Source organism: Streptomyces laurentii, assembly GCF_040635425.1.
GTDB lineage: Bacteria > Actinomycetota > Actinomycetes > Streptomycetales > Streptomycetaceae > Streptomyces > Streptomyces laurentii.
On record NZ_JBEYHT010000065.1, the window covers coordinates 1 to 21,660 of the forward strand.

Here is a 21,660-nt window from a genome sequence, read left to right on the forward strand (position 1 = left end):
CGAGCTTCGAGCCGGCGGGGGACGGCGCCGTCGGCTCACATCCGCGACTGGGTAATCGGCACGCAGTCCGGCATCCGTCTTCTCGAAGGCCGCTGAAGGCATCCCCGTGAACCGTGAGAGCGGCGCGATCCGCGCCCTCCGAGGGGTGCACGAGGTCCGAGAGACCCGGGAGACCTGAGAGACCCGAGTGGTCCAGGTCCGAGAGGTCCGCGTCCGCGAACATCGCGGCACGCGCGCGGGGATCCAGGGGGGATCCACAGGCATCCGTAGGGAGACAGTTCATGTACGACTACGACCTCCTGGTCGTGGGGTCGGCCAACGCCGACCTCGTGATCGGGGTGGAGCGACGGCCGGCGGCCGGAGAGACCGTGCTCGGCTCCGACCTGGTCGTCCACCCGGGCGGCAAGGGAGCGAACCAGGCGGTGGCCGCGGCGCGCCTCAGCGCCCGTACGGCGCTGCTGGCGCGGGTCGGCGACGACGCGTACGGCCGGCTGCTGCTGGACACGCAGCGCGAGGCCGGTGTCGACAACGCGGGCGTCCTGGTCGGCGGCGCGCCCACCGGGATCGCGCTGATCACCGTGGACCCCTCGGGGGACAACAGCATCGTGGTGTCGCCGGGCGCCAACGGCCGGCTCACGCCGCAGGACGTCCGGGACGCGGCGGGTCTGCTGCGCGCCTCCCGGGTGGTCTCGACGCAGCTGGAGATCCCGCTGGAGACGGTCGTGGAGATCGTACGGAACCTGCCGTCGGGCACCCGCTTCGTCCTGAACCCCTCGCCGCCGATGCCACTGCCCGCCGAGGTGCTCGCGGCGTGCGACCCGCTGATCGTGAACGAGCACGAGGCGCGGGTCATCGCGGGCTGCGAGCTGGAGGGCTCGCCCGAGGACTGGGCGACGGCGCTGCTGGCATGCGGCCCCCGCTCGGTCGTGGTGACTCTGGGCGAGCGGGGCGCGCTGGTGGCGACCGGCGCGAGCGACGACGCCCCCGGCGTCCTGACCCGGGTCCCGTCGGTGAAGGTCGACGCGGTCGACACGACCGGCGCGGGCGACGCGTTCACGGCGGCGCTGGCCTGGCGGCTGGGCACCGGCGCGACGCTGCCCGAGGCGGCGGCGTACGCGGCCCGCGTGGGCGCGGCGGCGGTCACCCGGCCCGGCGCGCAGGAGTCCTACCCGACCGCCGAGGAGGTCGCGGCGCTGTGAAGAAGACCGGAATCCTGAATCGTCATCTCGCGGGCGCGGTCGCGGAGCTGGGACACGGGGACGGGGTGCTGGTGTGCGACGCCGGCATGCCGATCCCGGCGGGCCCGCGCGTGGTGGACCTGGCGTTCCGCGCCGGGGTGCCGACCTTCGCCGAGGTGCTGGACGGGCTGCTCGACGAGCTGGTGGTGGAGAGCGCGACCGCGGCGTACGAGATCCGCGACGCGAACCCGGAGGCGGCCGCGCTCCTCGACGACCGCTTCGCGGACCTCGACCTGGTCTCGCACGAGAAGCTGAAGGAACTGACGGCGGACGCCCGCCTGATCGTCCGCACGGGCGAGGCCCGTCCGTACGCGAACGTCCTGCTGCGCTGCGGCGTCTTTTTCTGACGGCCGACGCGGTGAGGGAGGGGCCCGGTCCGATGGCGGACCGGGCCCCTCCGTTTGTGTCGAACGGGTGAAGAAGACCGGCCCCACGGTCCCTCACGGAACGTATTTACGCAGGTCAGAGCCGTTTCTCATGGTGATGACAACGGTCACCACTGCAGCCTTTGCCAGGCACCCGCCGTATGCGCTTCACTCTGGTCAGTCACCACCGCAACCACGGGGAGGGCCGGCGATGAGCATGCGACGCGACCACGGACACGAGCCCGGGCACGGTCATGATCACGGACGGGACCAGGCACACGGACAGAGCCATGGACACACGCACGAGCACGGGACCGCGAACGGGACCGGGACCGGGAACGAGCGCGGGAACGCGCACGGACATGATCACGGTCACGACCACGGGGCCGGCGGGCACTCGCACGGGGTGTCGGCCGACGCGGACCGCCGCTGGCTGACGCTGGCGCTGGCGCTCATCGGCGGATTCATGGCCGTCGAGGTCGTCGTCGGCATCGCCGCGCAGTCCCTGGCGCTCATCTCGGACGCGGCCCACATGCTGACCGACGCGGCGTCGATCGTCTTCGCCCTGATCGCGATGCGCCTCGCCGCCCGGCCAGCCAAGGGGGCCTTCACCTACGGCCTGAAGCGCGCCGAGATCCTCTCCGCCCAGGTCAACGGCCTGTCACTGCTGCTCCTCGGCGCCTGGCTCGCGTACGAGGCCGTGCGGCGGCTGATCGATCCGCCGAAGGTCGAGGGCGGACTCGTCCTGGTGACCGCGCTGGCGGGAATCGCCGTCAACATCGCCGCGGCCGTCTGCCTCTCGAAGGCGAACCGCAGCTCGCTCAACGTCGAGGGCGCCTACCAGCACATCCTCAACGACCTGTTCGCCTTCATCGGCACCGCCGTCTCCGGCCTGATCGTCGTCCTCACCGGCTTCGTCCAGGCGGACGCGATCGCCACCCTGGTCGTCGTCGTCCTGATGGCCAAGGCCGGCTACGGGCTCCTCCGGGAATCCGGCCGGGTCTTCCTGGAGGCGGCTCCCGCCCACATCGACCCCGACGCCCTGGGCGACCGGCTCGTCCGCGAACCGGCCGTCACCGAGGTCCACGACCTGCACGTCTGGCAGATCACCTCCGGTCAGAACGCGCTGTCCGCCCACGTCCTGGTCGACGACGCCGCCGACTGCCACACCACGCGCCGGGACCTCGAGAAGTTCCTCGCCGCGGAGTACGGCATCACCCACAGCACCCTCCAGGTGGACCACGCCGAGCACGCCGAACTCGTCGGTGCCGGAGCCGGCCACTGCGAGGACGCGCACGGCCCCGTCCACCGCGCCGGACCGCACGACCACTGACCGGCTCGCCCACCGTTCCTCGCACGCCCGATGTTCCGGAATCCCGCTCGGCGGGACGTCCGGAGCATCGGCCTGTGGCCCCGCCCCGGGCTCAGCCCAGATCCTCGAAGACCTCGTCCCAGAGCCCGCAGTCGTCCACGGTCGGGTCGCACGCGCTCATCCGTACGCGCAACGCGGCGACGGCGGCCGCGCGTTCGGCGTCGTCCTCCGCCTCCAGCTCCGTGCCCGCCTCGGCGATGAGCCCGAGCAGCACCGCCAGACGGGGCAGGGAATGCGCGGCCGCGCCCTTCCAACCGGCGCCGTGGTCCCAGCCGTTGGGGTCGTAGTGGGTGATCCCGCCGTCCGCCCCGTCGAGCATCAGGTGCTGGTCGTACCAGAGGGCCACGCAGAGGGCGAAGTCGGCCGGCGGGGAGTCGTCGTCGGGATACCGCTCCCCGTAGATCTCGGCGGCGTCGAACACCACCGGCCCGTCCTCGTCCCGCAGACACGTCGTGTCGATCCCGACCGCGTCGAGACGGACCGCCGGGAACCCGACCGTCGTCAGGAACTCCCGCGACGCGGCGTCGGTCAGCTCGGCCGGCAGGGCGGCCTCGTCCGGCCGCCAGAGCGAGCCCTGCCCCAGCCGCTCTTCCAGCCATTCCGCGTCAGGTATCAGCGGAACGTCGTTCTTCGTCACTGCGTGGCCCCCGTGTTCGGAGTCGTCGCGTCATTGCCGGGGCCAGTCAAGCGCATGTCGGCCCTGTTCATCCGCGAGAGCCGGCCGGGGCCGAGGGGCGCGGGCTCGTCGAGGAGGCGGCTCATGAACAGCGCGATCTCCCCCTCGGACGCGGTGCCGCGGTAGAGGGACGTGTCGAGGCCGCACAGCGAGAACCCCATCCGCTCGTAGGCGTGGACGGCCGGGGCGTTGATGTGGGTCACTTCCAGCCAGACGTGCCCGGCACCGCGCGTCCGGCCCCAGTCGACGGCGTGGTCCATCAGCGTGCGCCCGATACCCCGGCCCTGGTACGGCCCGGCCACCTCGATGTCGGCGATGGTCAGCCGCCGGTTCCAGGACTCGTACGACGCGTCCACATAGCCGCACACGCGATCGTCGTCCAGCGCGACGAACCGACGCGTACCCTCCGACTCCTGGTCACCCCAGGGCTCTTCGTCGGGGAAGACCTTGTGGAGGGGCGGGTCCAGCCGCGTGGGACGGATGCCGAACCCGTCCTCGGATTCGACCACCTCGAAGACGGTGTCCGAAGTGAACTCACCCTTGATGACAGCGGACTTGTCCCGCTCGCTCTCCGCCACGCGATAGGTGATCCGCCCTGTCGTCCCACGTCCGGCTGATGCCCTGTCGGGTTGCGTCATGCCCTCACCGTACCGTTCGGCGCATGACCGTGATCGGCCCCCTGCCGGCGGTCGTGCGGTGTCCGTTGGTCGAGTCCGTAAGAGACAGCCGCAGCGCCCAGGGGGCGCGCTCCCCCGCGAGATGCCTCGCCGTTCAGCGGTCGCGAGGCATCTCTCGTCGTCCTGCCGGACGCCTCCCGGCGATCACGCCGGTGCATCGGCGCGGAGGGCGGGGATGATCTCCGACCCGTACGCGTCGATGGTGCCCTCGCGGTTGTCGTGCATGTCGTAGAGGGCGAACTGGTCGACGCCCAGCTCCTTGAGGCGGCGCAGCTTCTCGATGTGGGCCTCGGCCGGGCCGAGGACGCAGAAGCGGTCGACGATCTCGTCCGGGACGAAGTCGGTGTCGGGGTTGCCGGTGCGGCCGTGGTGGCTGTAGTCGTAGCCGTGGCGGTTCTTGATGTACGCGGTGAGCTCGTCCGGGACCATGCCGGAGTGCTCCCCGTAGCGGGCGACCAGGTCGGCGACGTGGTTGCCGACCATGCCGCCGAACCAGCGGCACTGCTCGCGGGCGTGGGCCAGGTCGTCCCCGACGTACGCCGGGGCGGCGACGCAGATGGTGACCTCGGCCGGGTCGCGGCCGGCGTCGGCGGCGGCCTGGCGGACCGCCTTGACCATCCGTTCGGTGAGGAACGGGTCGGCGAGCTGGAGGATGAAGCCGTCGGCCTTCTGCCCGGCGAGGGCGAGGGCCTTCGGCCCGTACGCCGCCATCCACACCGGCAGCTTGCCGTCCTTGACCCACGGGAGGCGGATCGGATTGCCGTCCACCTCGGCCTCCCGGCCCTCGGCGAGGTCGCGGATGACGTCGATGGCCTCGCCGAGCCGGGCCAGGGTGTTGGGCTTGCGCCCGGCGACGCGCATCGCGGAGTCGCCTCGGCCGATGCCGCACACGGTGCGGTTGCCGAACATGTCGTTGAGGGTGGCGAAGGTGGAGGCGGTGACCTCCCACGTGCGCGTGCCCGGGTTGGTCACCATCGGGCCGACGTGGAGCTTGGTGGTGTGCTCCAGGATCTGGCTGTAGATGACGAAGGGCTCCTGCCACAGTACGGCGGAGTCGAAGGTCCAGCCGTAGCGGAAGCCGTTGCGTTCCGCGCGGCGCATCAGGCCGACGACCTGCGAGGCGGGCGGGTCGGTCTGCAGGACGATTCCGAAGTCCACGAGGCGGCTCCTAGTCGAGGTACTGGCAGGTGGAGCGGGGCACGAAGCTGCCGTGGCCGGCGCGGCCCACGAACGTCCGCTGGTCGATGACGAGTTCGCCGCGCGAGAGGACCGTCTCGACGCGTCCGGTGACCGTCTTCCCCTCGTACGCCGAGTAGTCGACGTTCATGTGATGGGTCTTCGCCGACATGGTCTGGGTCGCGTGCGGGTCGTAGACGACGATGTCGGCGTCGGCGCCGGGCGCGATCGTGCCCTTCTGCGGGTAGAGGCCGAACATCCGGGCCGGGGTGGCGCAGGCGATCTCGATCCAGCGGCGGCGGCTGATGTGCCCGTCGACGACGGCCTGGTGGAGCAGGTCCATGCGGTTCTCCACGCCCGGCAACCCATTGGGGATCTTGGAGAAGTCGCCGCGGCCCAACTCCTTCTGGCCCACGAAGCAGAAGGGGCAGTGGTCGGTGGAGACCACCTGGAGGTCGTTGGTCCGCAGGCCCCGCCACAGCGCCGCCTGGTGCTCGCGCGGCCGCAGCGGGGTGGAGCAGACGTACTTGGCACCCTCGAAGTCCGGCTCGGCGAGGTTGTCGGTGGACAGGAAGAGGTACTGCGGGCAGGTCTCGCCGAAGACCGGCAGGCCCTTGTCGCGGGCCGCGGCCAGCTCGGCGACGGCCTCCTCCGCCGACACGTGGACGACGTAGAGCGGGGCGCCCGCCACCCGGGAGAGCTGGATCGCCCGGTGGGTGGCCTCGGCCTCCAGCAGGGCCTTGCGCACCTCGCCGTGGTAACGAGGGTCGGTCTCGCCCCGGGCCAGCGCCTGCTCGACCAGGACGTCGATCGCGATGCCGTTCTCGGCGTGCATCATGATCAACCCGCCGTTCTCGGCGCCGCGTTGCATGGCCCGCAGGATCTGTCCGTCGTCGCTGTAGAAGACCCCGGGATAGGCCATGAACAGCTTGAAGGAGGTGATGCCCTCCTCGACGAGCTTGTCCATCTCGTTCAGGGTGTGCTCGTTGACGTCGGAGAGGATCATGTGGAAGCCGTAGTCGACGGCGCAGTTGCCGTCGGCCTTGGCGTACCAGGTGTCGAGCCCCTCCCGCAGGGAGTGACCGGTGCTCTGGACGGCGAAGTCGACGAGGGTGGTGGTGCCGCCCCAGGCGGCGGCGCGGGTGCCGGTCTCGAAGGTGTCGGAGGCGGAGGTGCCGCCGAAGGGGAGTTCCATGTGGGTGTGGGCGTCGACGCCGCCCGGGACGACATAGCGGTCGGTGGCGTCGATCGTACGGTCGGCGGTCCAGCCGGCGGCGATGTCGGAGCCGTGGGCGGCGAGGGCGGCGACCCGCCCGTCCTCGATCAGCACGTCGGCGTGGATCTCGTCGGCGGCGGTGACGACGAGACCGCCGCGGATGAGGGTTCGGGTGCTCACGGGACTTCTCCCCTGCGAGTCGGAGCGATCGTGAACGGACGAGGTGCGGGCGAGGTGCGGGCTGGAAACGGGCTGGGTACGGGCGGACGGCCGCTTAGCGTGAACTAGAGGGCGTGCAGAGCCTGTTCGAGGATCGCGGCGCCTTCCTCGGCCTCGGCCACGGTGAGCGAGAGCGGCGGCGCGATGCGCAGGGTGCTGGTGTTGTGGCCGCCTCCCTTGCCGAGGAGGAGCCCGTTCTCGCGCGCGGTCTCAAGGACGGCGGCGGCCGCCTCGGGGTGCGCGAGATCGGTGCCCGGCCGGGTCAGCTCGACGCCGATCATCAGACCGCGCCCGCGTACCTCGCGGACGGCGTCGACGCCTGCGGCGGCGGCCCGGATGCGTTCGATGAGCAGACCGCCGACGCGGCGGGCGTTGCCCTGCAGGTCGTGATCGAGGAGGTAGCCGAGGTTGGCGAGCCCGGCGGCCATGGTGACGGGCGAACCACCGAAGGTGGAGATGGAGTTGGCGTCGAGGCTGTTCATGACCTCCTCGCGCGCCACGACTCCGCCGATGGACATGCCGTTGCCGATGCCCTTGGCGAAGGTGAGGATGTCGGGCGGTCCGGCCTGGCCGTGCGCCTGCCAGCCCCAGAAGTGTTCGCCGGTGCGGCCCCAGCCGGTCTGCACCTCGTCCGAGATCCACAGGATGCCGTGCCGGTCCAGGACTTGGCGGAACGCGGCGTACAGACCGTCGGGCGGCGCGGTGAAGCCGCCGACGCCCTGGACGGGTTCGGCGATGAGGGCGGCGACGTCGCGGGTGTGCCCGAGCAGGTCCTCCAGGTCGGCGACGCACGCTTCGATGAACCGCTCGTCGCTGTACTGGGCGTACGGGCCGCGGGTGCGGACACCGCCGTGCACGTACAGGGTGTGCAGCGGCGAGAGGCCGGTGGGCGACCAGGAGCGGTTGCCGGTGATGCCGACGGTGGAGAAGGAGCGGCCGTGGTAGCTGTTGCGCATGGCCAGGATCTGACCGGAGCCGCGGTACGCGGTGGCCAGGAGCAGCGCGGTGTCGTTGGCCTCGGTGCCGGAGGTGGTGAAGAAGACGCGGGCGTCGGGGATGCCGGAGAGGGTGGCGATCCGTTCGGCCAGCTCCACCATGGGCCGGTTGAGGTAGAGGGTGGAGGAGTGGATGATCCGCCCGGCCTGCTCGGCGACGGCCTTGGTGACCTCGGGGAGCGCGTGGGCGGTCATGGTGGTGAGGATGCCGCCGAAGAAGTCGAGGTAGCGGTTGCCGTCGGCGTCCCAGACGTGACGGCCTTCTCCGTGGGTGATCTCCAGGGGCTCGCGGTAGTAGAGGGCGAGCCACTCGGGGAGGACGGCGCGGTGCCGGTCGTACAGATTGCTCACGGCTTCACCAGTCCGTCGTACGCGTCGGGGCGGCGGTCGCGGTAGAAGGCCCACTGCTGGCGGACCTGGTCGATGAGGCCGAAGTCGAGGTCGCGGACCACGAGTTCCTCCTCCTTGTCGGAGGCGACGTCGCCGACGAACTGGCCGCGCGGGTCGACGAAGTAGCTGGTGCCGTAGAAGTCGTTGTCGCCGTACTCCTCCTGGCCGACGCGGTTGATGGCGGCGACGAAGTACTCGTTTGCGACGGCGGCGGCGGGCTGTTCGAGCTGCCAGAGGTAGCTGGACAGGCCGCGCGAGGTGGCGGACGGGTTGTAGACCAACTGTGCGCCGTTGAGTCCGAGTTGGCGCCAGCCCTCGGGGAAGTGGCGGTCGTAGCAGATGTAGACCCCGACCTTGCCGACGGCGGTGTCGAAGACCGGCCAGCCGGCGTTGCCGGGGCGGAAGTAGTACTTCTCCCAGAATCCCTTGACCTGCGGGATGTGGTGTTTGCGGTACTTGCCGAGGTAGCTGCCGTCGGCGTCGATGACGGCGGCGGTGTTGTAGTAGAAGCCGGAGTCCTCGACCTCGAAGACGGGGACCACGATCACCATCCCGGTCTCCCGCGCGAGGTCCCGCATCCGGCGCACGGTCGGACCGTCGGGCACCGGTTCGGCCCAGCGGTAGTGCTCGGCGTCCTGGACCTGGCAGAAGTACGGGGCGTTGAACACCTCCTGGAAGCCGATGACCTTCGCGCCCTGCCGGGCCGCCTCGCGGGCGTGTTCCTCGTGCTTGGCGAGCATGGATTCGGTGTCGCCGGTCCAGGTCGCCTGGACGAGCGCGGCGCGTACGACGTCGGTCATGAGCTGCTCCTTCGGCACGGCGTCAGAGAGCCTCTACGCACGTAGACACGATGCGTAGGAGGAGAACGTAAGCCCCGTCCCAGCCCGGAGCAAGACCACCGCCGGGAAGCAGCGGAGTCGATCATGTTTCATACCCGAGTGGTCCACACCGGACACGTATCGACACGTCCGGTGTATACCGATCATGCGTGCCGCACCCCCACCCGTCGGCACGTCGGCGCGACTAGACGGGAGTCGGATTGCCGGCGTGGGTCAGGGTCTCCCAGGCCACGAAGAGATCGTCGGTACCGGCCGGCCGCTGCCGCTCGGCCAGCTTCTCGGTCTGCGGCAGGGAGCGGTGCATCCGCCCCCGCAGGTGATTGAGGGCGGCCTCGACGTCCGGGCCCATGGTGCGCTTGACCTGCCCGCCGCACAGCCAGCGCGGGGCGGTGGCGCCGAGCTGGTAGCGGGCGTGGAACTCCAGGGCGGCGGTGAGCCGGTCGGCCTCCTCGCGGTAGAGGTCGAGGCCCTGGTGCCAGGCGGTCTCCGCGATGTGGGCGGTGGCGGCGAGCGAGTAGCCGATGTGCAGGAAGTTGCGGCAGGTCTCCTGGCCGACGCCGTCCCGGTAGGTGCGCTGCCCGAACCAGTACGTGGCGAGCTGGTCGGCCGACTTGACGGTCCCGCCGGGCGGCGGCTTGGGCAGCGCCCCGTCGGAGGCCGGTTAGAAGTACGCGGGCACCCGGGCGCGGTAGCGCCGTACCGCCTCCTCGTACAGCGCGCGGTCCTCCAGGAACACCGCCACGCTCATGGTGGCGTCGGTCATCGCCAGTTCCCAATTTCCGTTGTAATCAGGGAGCTTGGAGGTGACCTCGGGCAGATACGCCTTGCGCAGCATCCACTTGAAGCGCTGCACCCGCGGGCCCGGCCACGCCGGGTAGCCGGCGTGCGCGATCTCGGCGGCGCGCGCCCAGGTGGAGCCCGCCCAGGCGGTCTGGAGGTCGGCGTCGTCGCGCGTGTGCTCCTTCACCCGCTCCGACCAGGCGTCCATGATGGCGACGGACCTGCGGGCGTACGCGGCGTCGCCGGAGACCGACCACATCAGGGCCTGGGTGTACGCGGCGATGGCGTCCTCGCGCTCGGCGACGCAGGCGTCGGTGCCGGCGTTGGAGGCGCAGGCGACGGTCCGCGCGGGGTGCGGGGTGTAGTCGCGGGCCGCGTACGCGCCCGCGCTCATCGCCTCGTACGCCGATTTCCACGGCTCCTGACCGGCCGCGACATGCCGGCGTACGGCGGCCAGCTGCGCCCCGCCGACCACGACGCCCGGGTGCCGGAAGTGCTCGGGGGCGGTCCCGGGCGGCACGTCGCTCCGCGGCGTACCGGAGCCGGAACCACAGCCGGTGGCGACGGCGGCGGCGAGGAGCACGACAGTGAGGGCGGCGGCCCGGCGTGCGGCCCGGATCCGCGGCCGGGCGGGCTTGTGACGAGGGTTCACCCGTCCACGGTGGCGCCGGGCCCGGGGCCCCGCATCCGCTGCTAGGCCACCTGGTCGGCGGCCCGGACTCCCCCGCGCGGGCGCTTGTCTACCGCGTCTCGGCGGCCGTGTCGTAGCTGTCCCGCGCGTCGGCGATCGCGCCCCCGTGCGTCCGGGCCCAGGCGCAGGCGGCGTCGAGCGGGTCGAGCAGCGAGCGGCCGAGCGGGGTGAGGGCGTACTCGACGCGGGGCGGGTGCTCGTCGTGGACGGTCCGGGAGACGAATCCGTCCCGCTCCATGGCGCGCAGCGTCTCGGTGAGGACCTTCGGGGTGATCCAGTGCAGCGGCACGCGCAGCTCGGTGAATCGGTGCGGCCGGCCGTCCTCCAGACAGCGCAGCACGAGCGCGGTCCACTTGCCGCCCACCGTGACCGGGCGGGCGGACGTCGAGCAGGCGGGGTCGCGGAACAGGTCGCTCGGCAGCGTCGTCGCGCCGCGGTTCTCGGACTCGGTCATGCCGTCGAGGTTAGGGCCTTTCTTTTGGGTCAGGCTGGGTCAGGGTGCGGGGTCCGGTGCACTGCGCTCGCTTCGCTCGCTCCGTCTCGGCGCACGCGAGCCCGGCACGACCCGAAAGACAGGCCCAAGTCGTGGGTCGGTACCGTTGAAGTAACCGTGCGTCCCCGTCCTACTGTCCCCCGCATGACGACGAACACGATGAACACGACCGGCGATCTCCTTGTCTTCGGCGCCGGCGGACGGGTCGGACGGGCGGTGGTCGCGGAGGCGACGGCGCGCGGGCACCGGGTGACGGCCGTGGTCCGCGACCCGGCGAAGCACCAGGATCTGGAGGGGAGTTCCGTCCGGCTGGTACGGGGTGACGTGACCGACCCGGAGTCGGTGGCGGCCCTCGCGCCGGGCCACGCGGCGGCCGTCAACGCCACGGCGCGGCTCGACATCCCGTCGGTCGGCCACTACACGGCGGCGGCGCGGGCCCTGCTCGCGGGGCTGCCGGAGGCCGGGGTGGGCCGGCTGGTCGTCGTGGGCATCGCCACGACGCTGGAGACCGCGCCGGGGGTCCGGGTGATGGACGCGCCCGAGTTCCCCGAGGAGTACCGGGCCTTCTCCCAGGGGCATGTGGCGGAGTTCGAGCTGCTGACGGCCGAGGCCGGGCAGGCGCTGGACTGGCTGATGGTGGTGCCGGCGATGGACCTGAACGCCGAGGCGCCGGTGACGGGCGGGTACCGGACGGCGGTGGGCACGGTCGTCGGCGGACCGGGCCGCATCGCGCACGCCGACCTGGCCCGCGCGCTCGTGGACGAGGCGCTGCGGCCGGGGCACCACCGGGTGCAGCTGGCGGTGGCATCCCGGGTTTGACGCGGTGGGCCTGGCCTCATCAGGCCCGGCACGGCGGCTACGGGGCGGCCGGCGGTGCCCCGCTCCGCGTCCGGGCCCGCCCCAGGATCCACAGGCCGAGGCCCACCAGGACGGCCGCCCCGGCCGCGTACACCGGCAGCCACAGGGTCGTCGTCGCGGACAGGCAGTCGGCGACGGCCGCATGGCTCTGGGCCTCCTGCGCGCCGGCCAGTGCCACACCGGCGCCGTGCGCCAGGCTCCCCAGTTCCGCCTCGGCCTGGAGGCGCGCGTACGCGCCCACCGCGGCGCACCGGTCGCGGGTGCCGGGCATCGGGAACAGCCAGGCCCAGCGCTGCATCATCGGCGCGAGGACGAGCGCCAAGCACAGGCCGGCGACCAGTGAGAACGCCACCAGGTTCACGACGTAGCCGGAGCGGAGTCCGGGTGCCCAGGCCGGCAGCCGGAAGAAGGCGAGGACGATGGCGAGCAGCGTCAGCCCGATGTACGTCGCGAACCACTGCCAGGACCCCTGCGCGAGCGAGGCCGACAGTACGGCGGCGAGGGCGATCCCGATGACTCCCGGCTGACCGGCGGCCGTCACGCCCGCGCGGGCGGACGCCGGTTCGGGCGCTTCCTGACTGCGGTGGTGGTCGCCCACGGTGCCTCCTGCCTGGTCCGGCTCTCAGCATCCGGCCAGGCCGGGGCGCCGGACCGGCGCCATGCCGGACCGGCGCGCAGCCTGGCCCGGTTGGCGGGCGGCCGTCCCGGCCGGGACCGCTCGGGCAGGGACCGCTCAGGCCGCGGCGGCCGTGGTCGGCAACCGCGTGGGCGAGGGCCCGGACGCCCCCGACGAGGGGCGTCCGGGCCGGGGCGTGCCACTGCCGCTGCCACACGGGATGGTGATCGCGATCGGGCCGATGCTCGCCGGAGGCGGAAGCGGCCACCACTCCACGGCGCGGGACGGCCGGACGATCCGTACGATCGACGGCTCGCGCGCGGCGCACACCGAGCCCACCGAGCACACCGTGGCGATCACGGACAACGGCCCGCGCGTTCCCACCGCGCTATGGGCCCGTGCGAGACGGGTCAGGGCGTCGGCCGGACCACCATCGCCGAACCGCCGCCGCGCCGCTCCTTCTCGGCCGCGGCCAGCCAGCGTCCGTCGGGCAGCCGCTGCACGCCGGTCGCCGCGCCGATCTCCGGGTTCTGCCGGAAGCCGTGCCCGAGCGCTTCGAGTTCGGCGCGCAACGGGCTGTTCCACAGGGCCGGTTCGAGTTCCGTGGTGGCCTGGTTGCGCTGGCTCGCGCGCGGTGCCGCGATGGCGTCGACGAGCGGGAGACCGCGGTCCAGAACGCCGGTGAGGGTCTGCAGGACGGTGGTGATGATGGTGGCGCCGCCCGGCGAGCCGAGCGCGAGGACCGGCCGCCCGCTCTTGTCGAGCACGATCGTCGGGGAGATCGAGGAGCGCGGACGCTTGCCGGGGCCGGGCAGGTTGGGGTCGTGGACGGCGGGGTCGGCCGGGGTGAAGGAGAAGTCGGTCAGCTCGTTGTTGAGCAGGAAGCCGCGGCCGGGCACGGTGATGCCACTGCCGCCGGTGGACTCGATGGTGAGGGTGTAGGCGACGACGTTGCCCCACTTGTCGGCGACCGTCAGGTGGGTGGTGTTCTCGCCCTCGTACGTGGTGGGGGCGGCCTTTCCGCCGGTGGCGCAGGGGGCGGGGTGGCGCGGGTCGCCGGGGGCGAGCGGGCTGGTCAGCGCGGCGTCGTCGCGGATCAGACAGGCGCGGGAGTCGGCGAACCGCTGCGAGAGCAGGCCCTGGACGGGCACGTCCTCGAAGGCCGGGTCGCCGACCCAGCGGCCCCGGTCGGCGAAGGCGATCCGGCTGGCCTCGATGAAGCGGTGCAGGTAGCGGGCGTCGGAGGCACGCGAGAGGTCGGTGGTCTCCAGGATGTTCAGGGCCTCGCCGACGCTGGTGCCGCCGGAGGAGGACGGGGGCATGCCGTAGACGTCGAGGCCCCGGTAGGAGACCTTGGTGGGCTTACGCCGGAGGGTGTCGTAGCCGGCGAGGTCGTTCTCGGTCAGATCGCCGGAGCGGACGACCCGGGTGGCGCCGGCGCGGACCGGCGGGTGCTGGACAGTGTTCACGATGTCGCGGGCGAGCGGGCCCTTGTAGAGGGCGCCGACGCCCTCGCGGCCGATCTTCTCGTACGTTCGGGCCAGGTCGGGGTTCTTGAAGGTCGAGCCGACGGCCGGCAACTGCCCACCAGGCAGGAAGAGTTCGGCGGTGGCCGGGAAGTCGCGGAAACGGCCCTCGTTGCCGGCGGTCTGGGAGCGGAAGGTGGAATCGACGGTGAAGCCGTCGCGGGCCAGCCGCTCGGCCGGTTCGAGGAGTTTGCGCAGCGGCTTGCTGCCCCAACTGTCCAGCGCCGTCTGCCAGGTGGCGGGCGTGCCGGGGGTGCCGACGCTGCGGCCGCTGGTCATGCCTTCCTCGAAGGGGATGGCCTTGCCGTTCTCCACGAAGAGGTTCGCGTCGGCGGAGGCGGGCGCGGTCTCGCGGCCGTCGACGGTGTGCACGCTGCGGGACTTGGCGTCGTAGTAGACGAAGTAGCCACCGCCGCCGATGCCGGCCGAGTACGGCTCGGTGACGCCGAGGGCGGCGGCCACGGCGACGGCGGCGTCGACGGCGTTGCCGCCCTTGCGCAGTACCTCGACGCCGGCGGCGGAGGCGTCCGCGTCGACGCTGGCGACGGCGCCGCCCCAGCCGGTGGCGACGGGCACCTTGACGGGTGGGGTGCCGGGGGCCGGTGCGGACGGGGGCGCGGCGGACGCGGGTGCCACCAGGGCGGGCGGGGCGGCGGCTGCCACCGAGAGGACCGTCGCGGCGACGGCGAGGAGCGAGACAGAACGGGCGGTGGATCGGCGCTTCCGGGACATCTTCCGTACCTCCAGTCGACGACCGTCCGCGCAGCGTACTTCCGTTCCGGCCCGCCGTCAGGACCACCGCCGCCCGGTGTCCGGTGTCACCCGCCTGGCCGCACCCGCACGGCACCCCCTAGCATGCCCGCCCATGAACGAAGACCTGCGCAATGTCGTGCTCGGGGTGCTGGCCACCGGCGTCAGCGGTGCGATCGGCTGGCTTGCCCGCACGCACCTCTGGCGCCGCCGACTGCGCCGCAAGCAGGCGTTCTTCGGGCTGCCCAGCCACTCCGAGTGCCTGCTGGTGGTCAACCGGGAGGCGGGCAGCGAGGGTGCGGTGCACCGGTACGACGTGTCGGCGCTGCTCGAACTCGCCGCGCTCGTCAAGGACTGCGGGGCGACCGCCCGGATCGTGCAGCACGATCTGGCACAGATGGGCTTCGGGGACCGCACGGAATTCTGCGTCGGCGGACCCGGATCCAACCGCCGGATGGCCGCGCATCTCGCCTCGCTGCTGCCGGGCCTGACGATGCGCACGGCCGCCGAACCCATGGACAGGCGGGGCGAGATACACGTCGGGACGGACCTCTACCGGATGGAGCGGGGCGTCACCGAGTACGTGCTGCTCGCCCGGGTCCGGGCGGGCGAGGGCGCGCGGCCCGTCTTCCTCTTCTGCGGCCAGCGGGCCATCGACAACCAGGCCGCCACCCGCTATCTGGCCCGGCACCACGAGCGGTTGACCCGCCGCCACCGCGACGGCAGCTTCGTCCTGCTGCTCAAGGTCGTCAACTCGCAGGCGTACGGCCCCGACGTGGTCGAACTGGTCGCCGACGTGACCCGGCAGGCCCTCACGCCCCCGCCGTCCGGCACGGCGGTCAGCTCCGCCACGTCACCCGCACCGGCAGCGACTTGACGCCGTTGATGAAGTTCGAGACCAGCCGCCGGGGCGGTCCCGCGAGTTCCAGCCCCTGCCAGGACTCCCGCATCTCCTCGTGCAGGACGCGGAGTTGGAGCCGGGCGAAGTGCGCGCCGAGGCACACATGCGGGCCGTCACCGAAGGAGACGTGCGGATTCGGCGTGCGGGTGAGGTCGAGACGGTACGGGTCGGCGAAGGCCCGCTCGTCGTAGTTGGCGGAGGCGTGGAACACGACGACCTTGTCCCCGGCGGCGATCGGCACTCCGGACAGCTCGGTGTCGCGGGTGGCGGTGCGCCGGAAGGACAGCACGGGCGGGTGGACGCGCAGCAGTTCGTCGACGGCCGGGTCCGCGGCGACCTGCCCGGCCCACCAGGCGCGGCTCTCGGCGGGGTGGTCGGCGAGGGCGAGCAGTCCGCCGGGAGCGGCGCTGCGGACCGTGTCGTTGCCGGCGACGGTGAGCAGGAAGAAGAACATCTCCAGTTCGGCGTCGCGCAGTTCGGAGGCGGCGAGCACGCTGATGATGTCGTCGGCGGGGTGTGCCCGCTTGTGGGCGGCGAGTTCGCGCGCGTAGCCGAACATCTCGGCGAGCATGGCGGGCGACCGGGGATTGACCGGCCGCCCGTCGGCGTCGAGCACGGGCGGTTCGTCGGGGTCCTGGTACGCGATGACCCGCTCGGTCCAGGCGAGCAGCAGGCCCCGGTCGCTCGCGGGCACGCCCAGCAGGTCGGTGAGGTTGAGCAGCGCGTAGTCGTCGGTGACGGCACGCACGACGTCGAACTCCCGGCCCTGGTCCGCTCCCGACTCCCGGGCGTGGGCGAGCAGTTCGCGGGCGCGCTGCCGCGCGGTCACGGCGAAGCGGTCGATCCGGGCGGGGGTGAAGGCGCGGCTGACGAGCCGGCGCAGCCGGCCGTGGTGCGGCGGGTCCTGGTTGAGCATCATCCGCCGGATGAACGGCAGATCGGCGGGGTCGGGGTCGCGGATCTGGGTCGCGCCGAGGTACGAGGAGAAGTCCGCCGCGTCCTTGAGGACCCGGACGACGTCGGCGTGCCGGGTCACCGCCCAGAAGCCGGGACCGGCGGGCCAGCCGAGCACCTCGTCCTCGTTCTGGCGGGCGACGGGATAGTGGTCGCGCAGGGCGCGGAAGCGGTCGTGCGGGATTCCGGCGGCGTAGATCCGCGGGTCGAAGACGTCGGGGATGCCCCGGACTCCACGGAGTCCGGGGGCGCCCAAGGCGTCGGGGATATGGCTGGTTTCGGTGCTGTGATGCCGGTCGGCGATGTGCTCCACGGAGAACAGGCTGTCCCTCGTCCTCCCGCGAGGCAATCGGTACCGCGCATAACGCGTCGATCTTGACCCGCCCATGACCCCCTGAAGAGGATCGGGGCCGAAGGAAGCGCCCGACCGGAGTGTCGGGCGGTGCGCGGACGGCGCCGCCGGCCCCCACCGCCTGAGCACGACCGCCCACGTGGTCCGAGTACGTCACCGGCTGCCCGCGGTACGCGGCGCCGTCGACGTGATCGTCCGCGTGTCCGGCTCGGCGTACGACAAGTGGCCCGACCACGAGAAGATCACCATGACCCGCTGCTTCACGCTGCGGGTGTCGCCCGGGACGGAGTCGGACGCGGTGCCGGAAGACGCCGACTGTCCGGACGGTGCTCCGCTGACGTTCGCGCCGCCGCCCGCACCGCCCCGCCCCGGATACGGCCTGCGGCGGGTCGGCGGGTGGCCGGGGCCACTCGCCGACCCGCCGCAGGGCGGGCACAACCCGACCGGCGCGCAGCTGACCTTCTCCTCCCCACGGCCGAGCGGCTGGTATCGGACCCGCGGGGGGGCGGAGTGGTCATCGGCTGCTGCCGGGCGGGCAGGGCCCGTGCGGGGCTTCGCGCGGCCGTACGGCTTCCCGACGGGATCGCGAAACGGAGTCGCGTGCCGGATGGCGCGACGGCCGGGCCGGCCGCACCGGCCGGACCGGCCGGACCGGCGCGGCCGGCCCGGTCAGTCGCGCTGCTCGATGAGAAGAGGAGGTTCCGCCGGGGCGACGTCGGCGGCCCGCATCCGCGGACTCCGGCGCTCCCGCTTGGCCACCCAGGTGGCGAACCACGACAGCAGCATGCACATGCCGATGTAGATCGGCGAGATCACCATCACGACGGGGATGAAGGGCAGGTCGTAGTCGAGGTTGGAGGCGATCAGCTTGCCCGCGTGCAGGAACTCCTCGTAGGTGATGAGGAAGCCGAGCGAGGTGTCCTTGAGCGCCACCACCAACTGGCTGATGATCGCCGGCATCATGGCCCGGACCGCCTGCGGCACCAGGACGTACGTCATCACCTGGGTCTTGCGCATGCCGAGCGCGTACGCCGCCTCCCGCTGGCCGCGCGCCACCGCGCCGATGCCGGTGCGGAACACCTCGGCGAGCACGGAGCCGTTGTAGAGGGTCAGTCCGGCGACGAGCGCGGGCAGCGGCTGGACCTTGAGCGCCACGAAGATGAAGAAGATCATCACGAGGACGGGCATGGCCCGGAAGAACTCCACGAGCAGCGTGCTGGTCCACCGGAAGACCCGGTGCTCGGAGAGCCGCCCGACGGCGAGGATGCCACCGAGCACGAGCGACAGCACCGAGGCGTACGCGAACGCCTTCAGGGTGTTGCCGAGCCCCCGCAGCAGCAGTTCCTGAATTCCCTTGTAGAGAAAGGGACTCCACTTGGTGGAGGTGAACTGGCCGGTGTCGAACAGGAGATAGACGATCCAGGCGATCAGACCGAGGATCACGACGGTCCCGATCAGCCCGTAGGTCAGATGGCGGCGGCGGGTGCGCGGCCCCGGGATGTCGTAGAGCGCGGAGGAGGCGGTGGTCATCGGGCGACTCCATAGCGCTTCTCCAGGTAGTGGAAGAGCGCGCTGATGGCGAGGGTGATGATGAGGTAGCCGACGGCGATCCAGACGAAGGTCCAGATGATGTTGAAGCCGAGCTCGCTCAGGGTCTTGTAGGTGCCGAGGAGTTCGGTGACGCTGAACGCCCCGGCGATGGCGGAGTTCTTGGCGAGGGCGATCAGGGTGGAGCCGACCGGCGGGATGACGCTGCGGAACGCCTGCGGCAGGACGACGGCGCCAAGGGTCTGGGTGAAGGTCATGCCGAGGCTGCGGGCGGCCTCGCCCTGCCCGAGCGGCACGGTGTTGATGCCGGAGCGCAGCGCCTCGCAGATGAACGCGGAGGTGTAACAGCCGAGCGCGAGGACCGCGAACAGCTTGAAGGGCAGCACGACGCCGAAGCGGGGCAGGCCCAGGATCACGGCGAAGAAGAGCAGGGTGAGCGGGGTGTTGCGCAGCAGGGTGACCCACACGGTGCCGAAGACCCGCAGGGAGCCGACCGGGGCGACCCGGAAGCCGGCCATGAGGAAGCCGAGGACGAGGGCCAGCACACCGGCGTAGACGGTGAGTTCGACGGTGCCGAGAAAGCCTTCGGCGTAGGTCGAGAAATTTTCGGTCAGGACGTCCATGGGAGGGCGGTGTTCCTTCCTCAGGTCGCCGGGTAGCGGTCGACGGGGGGCGGCGTGGGCGCGGGCACCCCGGACAGACCCAGGGTCGCTTCGAACGCCTTCTTCCAGTCGCCGTTCTTCTGGTGGGCGACGATGGCGTCGTCGAGGGCGAACCGCAGCGCGTTGTCGTTGCGCGGGACGCCGATGCCGTACGGCTCCTTGGAGAACGGTTTGCCGACGAGCTTGAGTTCGCCGGGGGCCTTGGCGGCGAAGCCCATGAGGATGGCGTCGTCGGTGGTCACCACGTCGACCTGGTAGGTGAGCAGGTTGTCGACGCAGATGGAGTAGGTGTCGTAGCCGACGAGTTGGGCCTTCGGGTAGTCGGCCTTGATCCGCTGGTACGGGGTGGATCCGGTGGCCGAGCAGACCCGGCGGCCGGCCAGGTCCTGCGGCCCGTGGATGTCGTTCTCGTCGGTGCGTACGAGCAGCGACTGGCCGGCCATGAAGTAGGGCCCGGCGAAGCCGACGAGCTTCTTGCGGTTGGCGTTGATGGTGTAGGTGCCGACGTAGTAGTCGATCTGGCCGTTCTGCAGGGCCGTCTCCCGGTTGGCGGAGGCGATGGTGCGGAACTCGATGCCGGCCGGGTCGAAGCCGAGGGAGGCGGCCATCATCCGGGCGATCTCGATGTCGAAGCCCGAGTACACCCCCGTCGCGGGGTCCTTCTCGCCCATGTAGGGCTGGTCCTCCTTGGCGCCGACGATCAGGTGCCCGCGCCGCTTGGCCCGGGTCCAGGTCGGCGAGTCCGGCAGGCTGAAGTTCGTCTGTACGTGGTAGACGGGCAGCTTGCCGGGCTCGGGGCCCTTGACGGGCGGGCTGCCCTCCCGGCCGCAGCCGCCGGCGGCGAGCGCGGCGGCCAGCAGGAGGGCGAGCGCGGCCAGGGTTCGTTTCGTACGGTGCATGGCTCCCGCTCCGCTCAGTGCTTGAGGATCTTGGAGAGGAAGTCCCGGGCCCGCTCGCTGTTCGGGGCGGTGAAGAAGTCCTCGGGCGCGCGGTCCTCGACGATCCGGCCGTCGGCCATGAAGACGACCCGGTTGGCGGCGGAGCGGGCGAAGCCCATCTCGTGGGTGACGACGACCATGGTCATGCCGTCCCGGGCGAGCTGCCGCATGACCTCCAGGACCTCGTTGATCATCTCGGGGTCGAGAGCGGAGGTCGGCTCGTCGAAGAGCAGTGCCTTGGGGTCCATGGCGAGGGCGCGGGCGATGGCCACGCGCTGCTGCTGGCCGCCGGAGAGCTGGGACGGGTACTTCTCGGCGTGGGCGGCGAGCCCGACCCGTTCGAGGAGTTCGCGGGAGCGCCGATCGGCCTCGTCCCTCTTGCGCTTGCGGACCTTCATCTGCGCGAGGGAGACGTTGGCGAGGACGGTCTTGTGCGCGAAGAGGTTGAACGACTGGAACACCATGCCGACTTCGGCGCGCAGCCGGGCGAGTGCCTTGCCTTCCTCGGGGAGGGGTTCTCCGTCGATGAGGATCTCCCCCGACTCGACGGACTCCAGGCGGTTCATCGCCCGGCAGAGCGTCGATTTGCCGGAGCCGGAGGGTCCGATGACGACCACCACCTCGCCCCTGCCGACGGAGAGATGGATGTCCTGAAGAACGTGCAACGTACCGAAGTGTTTGTTGACGCCCCGCAGTTCGATCAACGGATCGGCGACGGCCATGTGCTGCCCTGCCCCTGTGAGTTCCAGCTGCTCTCGAGTCAGCGCAAGCTATCCGGGGCGAATTAGGACTTCACAGTCGACACGCACGAAAGGGTCATAAGCCGTATTTACCCAAAAGGGTGGCGGTCGTGCCGGGGCAGGGCGCGGGACGGGGTCAGTGCTCGGCGGCCTCGGCGTAGACCTGGGACAGCTCCGGGCTTCCGGTGGTGGCCCAGTCGAGTCCGGCCGCCACCACGTCGAACTCCCGGCCCGAGGCGAGCCGGACCACCGGCTGACCGTCCGGACGCAGATCCCAGGAAGCGCCGGGGACGGTACGGACGACGACCGTGCCGAGATAGAGACCGGCGTCGTTGCCGATCCAGGGCAGTTCCTCGGGGTCGTCGCGCCAGCGGGGCGGGAGCTGGTCGAGGGCGCTCAGCGAGAGAGGGGTGTCGTCGAGCCGTACCCCGGCCCCCTCGGCACGGGCGCGCAGCAGCTCGCACTCGGCCAGCAGTTCGGCCGCCCCTTCCGGGTCCCGGTCGAAGACCGAGACGAGTGGGGACCGTTCGGCCTGGTGACGGCTGCGCCAGTTGCCCAGGAAGGGAATCTCCATCAGGACAGCGTCCCACCGCGCCCCGCCGGGCACCACCCGGCGCGCGCGGCCGGGCGGCGGCCCGCCCGGCCTCGTACAACGACCGTACGAAAACGATCACACCTGGTCGAAGAC

Annotated in this window: 22 protein-coding genes and 1 pseudogene; 6 read left to right on the plus strand and 17 right to left on the minus strand. The window is 71.7% G+C overall.

Going from position 1 to position 21,660, the window contains the following annotated elements:
* The first annotated feature begins 281 nt into the window (after window positions 1-281).
* From ABZ693_RS29755 to ABZ693_RS29765, 3 genes are all read left to right on the plus strand, one after another.
* Window positions 282-1,199 (plus strand): ribokinase, encoded by a 918-nt coding sequence (locus ABZ693_RS29755; RefSeq protein ID WP_359883592.1) that lies wholly within the window; start codon window positions 282-284, stop codon window positions 1,197-1,199.
* Window positions 1,196-1,585 (plus strand): D-ribose pyranase, encoded by a 390-nt coding sequence (gene rbsD / locus ABZ693_RS29760; RefSeq protein WP_359883595.1) that lies wholly within the window; start codon window positions 1,196-1,198, stop codon window positions 1,583-1,585. The genes ABZ693_RS29755 and rbsD overlap by 4 nt, the downstream gene beginning before the upstream one ends.
* 229 nt (window positions 1,586-1,814) lie before the next feature.
* Window positions 1,815-2,936, plus strand: coding sequence for a cation diffusion facilitator family transporter (locus ABZ693_RS29765; protein WP_359883598.1), 1,122 nt, complete (start codon window positions 1,815-1,817; stop codon window positions 2,934-2,936).
* A gap of 91 nt (window positions 2,937-3,027) precedes the next feature.
* Here ABZ693_RS29765 and ABZ693_RS29770 read toward each other — a convergent pair whose 3' ends face one another.
* The 9 genes from ABZ693_RS29770 to ABZ693_RS29810 form a co-directional block, all read right to left on the minus strand.
* Window positions 3,028-3,612, minus strand: coding sequence for an SUKH-4 family immunity protein (locus ABZ693_RS29770; RefSeq protein WP_359883601.1), 585 nt, complete (start codon window positions 3,610-3,612; stop codon window positions 3,028-3,030).
* Entirely contained in the window at window positions 3,609-4,289 is a 681-nt protein-coding gene (locus ABZ693_RS29775; protein WP_359883604.1) for a GNAT family N-acetyltransferase, read from the minus strand. Before ABZ693_RS29775 ends, ABZ693_RS29770 begins: the two co-directional genes overlap by 4 nt.
* Before the next feature lie 183 nt (window positions 4,290-4,472).
* The gene (locus ABZ693_RS29780; protein WP_359883606.1) at window positions 4,473-5,486 is read right to left on the minus strand and encodes a TIGR03842 family LLM class F420-dependent oxidoreductase; all 1,014 of its coding nucleotides are present in this window, start codon (window positions 5,484-5,486) and stop codon (window positions 4,473-4,475) included.
* 10 nt (window positions 5,487-5,496) lie between these two features.
* On the minus strand, window positions 5,497-6,900 hold the full coding sequence (hydA, locus tag ABZ693_RS29785; protein ID WP_359883609.1) for a dihydropyrimidinase: 1,404 nt from the start codon (window positions 6,898-6,900) through the stop codon (window positions 5,497-5,499).
* A 104-nt stretch (window positions 6,901-7,004) separates the two neighbouring features.
* Window positions 7,005-8,285, minus strand: coding sequence for an aspartate aminotransferase family protein (locus ABZ693_RS29790; protein WP_359883612.1), 1,281 nt, complete (start codon window positions 8,283-8,285; stop codon window positions 7,005-7,007).
* Window positions 8,282-9,124 carry a nitrilase-related carbon-nitrogen hydrolase gene (locus ABZ693_RS29795; RefSeq protein ID WP_359883614.1) on the minus strand — a complete coding sequence of 281 codons (843 nt, stop codon included), beginning with the start codon at window positions 9,122-9,124 and terminating at the stop codon, window positions 8,282-8,284. The genes ABZ693_RS29790 and ABZ693_RS29795 overlap by 4 nt, the downstream gene beginning before the upstream one ends.
* A 223-nt stretch (window positions 9,125-9,347) precedes the next feature.
* On the minus strand, window positions 9,348-9,512 hold the full coding sequence (locus ABZ693_RS29800; protein WP_359883617.1) for a hypothetical protein: 165 nt from the start codon (window positions 9,510-9,512) through the stop codon (window positions 9,348-9,350).
* 312 nt (window positions 9,513-9,824) lie between these two features.
* A complete protein-coding gene (locus ABZ693_RS29805; RefSeq protein ID WP_359883620.1) occupies window positions 9,825-10,595 on the minus strand; it encodes an alginate lyase family protein in 771 nt (256 codons plus the stop codon).
* A gap of 88 nt (window positions 10,596-10,683) precedes the next feature.
* Window positions 10,684-11,088: a winged helix-turn-helix transcriptional regulator gene (locus tag ABZ693_RS29810; protein WP_359883622.1), complete on the minus strand. Its 405-nt coding sequence runs from the start codon at window positions 11,086-11,088 to the stop codon at window positions 10,684-10,686.
* A 183-nt stretch (window positions 11,089-11,271) separates the two neighbouring features.
* Here ABZ693_RS29810 and ABZ693_RS29815 point away from each other — a divergent pair, with 183 nt between their 5' ends.
* Window positions 11,272-11,946, plus strand: coding sequence for an NAD(P)-dependent oxidoreductase (locus tag ABZ693_RS29815; protein WP_359883625.1), 675 nt, complete (start codon window positions 11,272-11,274; stop codon window positions 11,944-11,946).
* A 37-nt stretch (window positions 11,947-11,983) separates the two neighbouring features.
* Here the strand turns inward: ABZ693_RS29815 and ABZ693_RS29820 are convergent, their stop codons facing one another.
* Window positions 11,984-12,583: a hypothetical protein gene (locus ABZ693_RS29820; RefSeq protein WP_359883628.1), complete on the minus strand. Its 600-nt coding sequence runs from the start codon at window positions 12,581-12,583 to the stop codon at window positions 11,984-11,986.
* Between the two features lie 154 nt (window positions 12,584-12,737).
* On the opposite strand from ABZ693_RS29820, the pseudogene ABZ693_RS29825 reads away from it, so the two are divergent.
* Window positions 12,738-12,989: pseudogene (locus ABZ693_RS29825) on the plus strand (type I methionyl aminopeptidase); the annotation flags it as partial.
* Window positions 12,990-13,011: 22 nt separating this feature from the next.
* Here the strand turns inward: ABZ693_RS29825 and ggt are convergent.
* Complete coding sequence (gene ggt / locus ABZ693_RS29830; protein WP_359883631.1) at window positions 13,012-14,859, minus strand: gamma-glutamyltransferase; 1,848 nt, start codon at window positions 14,857-14,859, stop codon at window positions 13,012-13,014.
* Window positions 14,860-14,992: 133 nt separating this feature from the next.
* Here ggt and ABZ693_RS29835 point away from each other — a divergent pair, with 133 nt between their 5' ends.
* On the plus strand, window positions 14,993-15,754 hold the full coding sequence (locus ABZ693_RS29835) for a hypothetical protein (protein WP_359883634.1): 762 nt from the start codon (window positions 14,993-14,995) through the stop codon (window positions 15,752-15,754).
* On the opposite strand, the gene ABZ693_RS29840 is transcribed toward ABZ693_RS29835, so the two are convergent.
* The 6 genes from ABZ693_RS29840 to ABZ693_RS29865 all read right to left on the minus strand — a co-directional run bounded on the left by ABZ693_RS29840 (window position 15,717) and on the right by ABZ693_RS29865 (window position 21,546).
* Entirely contained in the window at window positions 15,717-16,955 is a 1,239-nt protein-coding gene (locus ABZ693_RS29840; protein WP_435842582.1) for a cytochrome P450, read from the minus strand. The genes ABZ693_RS29835 and ABZ693_RS29840 overlap by 38 nt on opposite strands.
* A 798-nt stretch (window positions 16,956-17,753) precedes the next feature.
* Window positions 17,754-18,614, minus strand: a complete 861-nt coding sequence (locus tag ABZ693_RS29845) for an amino acid ABC transporter permease (RefSeq protein WP_359883637.1) — start codon at window positions 18,612-18,614, stop codon at window positions 17,754-17,756.
* A complete protein-coding gene (locus tag ABZ693_RS29850) occupies window positions 18,611-19,255 on the minus strand; it encodes an amino acid ABC transporter permease (RefSeq protein ID WP_359883640.1) in 645 nt (214 codons plus the stop codon). Before ABZ693_RS29850 ends, ABZ693_RS29845 begins: the two co-directional genes overlap by 4 nt.
* A 20-nt stretch (window positions 19,256-19,275) precedes the next feature.
* On the minus strand, window positions 19,276-20,193 hold the full coding sequence (locus tag ABZ693_RS29855; protein WP_359883642.1) for a glutamate ABC transporter substrate-binding protein: 918 nt from the start codon (window positions 20,191-20,193) through the stop codon (window positions 19,276-19,278).
* 14 nt (window positions 20,194-20,207) lie between these two features.
* Window positions 20,208-20,954 carry an amino acid ABC transporter ATP-binding protein gene (locus ABZ693_RS29860; protein ID WP_359883644.1) on the minus strand — a complete coding sequence of 249 codons (747 nt, stop codon included), beginning with the start codon at window positions 20,952-20,954 and terminating at the stop codon, window positions 20,208-20,210.
* Between the two features lie 154 nt (window positions 20,955-21,108).
* A complete protein-coding gene (locus ABZ693_RS29865; protein ID WP_359883646.1) occupies window positions 21,109-21,546 on the minus strand; it encodes a DUF6278 family protein in 438 nt (145 codons plus the stop codon).
* Window positions 21,547-21,660: the final 114 nt, after the last annotated feature.

Bases quoted from the DNA above. Each gene is read 5' to 3' on its own strand.
- ABZ693_RS29845 (WP_359883637.1), bottom strand. From the start codon at position 18,614: ATGACCACCGCCTCCTCCGCGCTCTACGACATCCCGGGGCCGCGCACC.
- ABZ693_RS29765 (WP_359883598.1), top strand. From the start codon at position 1,815: ATGAGCATGCGACGCGACCACGGACACGAGCCCGGGCACGGTCATGAT.
- ggt (WP_359883631.1), bottom strand. From the start codon at position 14,859: ATGTCCCGGAAGCGCCGATCCACCGCCCGTTCTGTCTCGCTCCTCGCC.
- ABZ693_RS29795 (WP_359883614.1), bottom strand. From the start codon at position 9,124: ATGACCGACGTCGTACGCGCCGCGCTCGTCCAGGCGACCTGGACCGGC.
- ABZ693_RS29855 (WP_359883642.1), bottom strand. From the start codon at position 20,193: ATGCACCGTACGAAACGAACCCTGGCCGCGCTCGCCCTCCTGCTGGCC.
- ABZ693_RS29800 (WP_359883617.1), bottom strand. From the start codon at position 9,512: ATGGGCCCGGACGTCGAGGCCGCCCTCAATCACCTGCGGGGGCGGATG.
- ABZ693_RS29850 (WP_359883640.1), bottom strand. From the start codon at position 19,255: ATGGACGTCCTGACCGAAAATTTCTCGACCTACGCCGAAGGCTTTCTC.
- ABZ693_RS29860 (WP_359883644.1), bottom strand. From the start codon at position 20,954: ATGGCCGTCGCCGATCCGTTGATCGAACTGCGGGGCGTCAACAAACAC.
- ABZ693_RS29835 (WP_359883634.1), top strand. From the start codon at position 14,993: ATGAACGAAGACCTGCGCAATGTCGTGCTCGGGGTGCTGGCCACCGGC.
- ABZ693_RS29810 (WP_359883622.1), bottom strand. From the start codon at position 11,088: ATGACCGAGTCCGAGAACCGCGGCGCGACGACGCTGCCGAGCGACCTG.
- ABZ693_RS29775 (WP_359883604.1), bottom strand. From the start codon at position 4,289: ATGACGCAACCCGACAGGGCATCAGCCGGACGTGGGACGACAGGGCGG.
- ABZ693_RS29815 (WP_359883625.1), top strand. From the start codon at position 11,272: ATGACGACGAACACGATGAACACGACCGGCGATCTCCTTGTCTTCGGC.
- ABZ693_RS29865 (WP_359883646.1), bottom strand. From the start codon at position 21,546: ATGGAGATTCCCTTCCTGGGCAACTGGCGCAGCCGTCACCAGGCCGAA.
- ABZ693_RS29755 (WP_359883592.1), top strand. From the start codon at position 282: ATGTACGACTACGACCTCCTGGTCGTGGGGTCGGCCAACGCCGACCTC.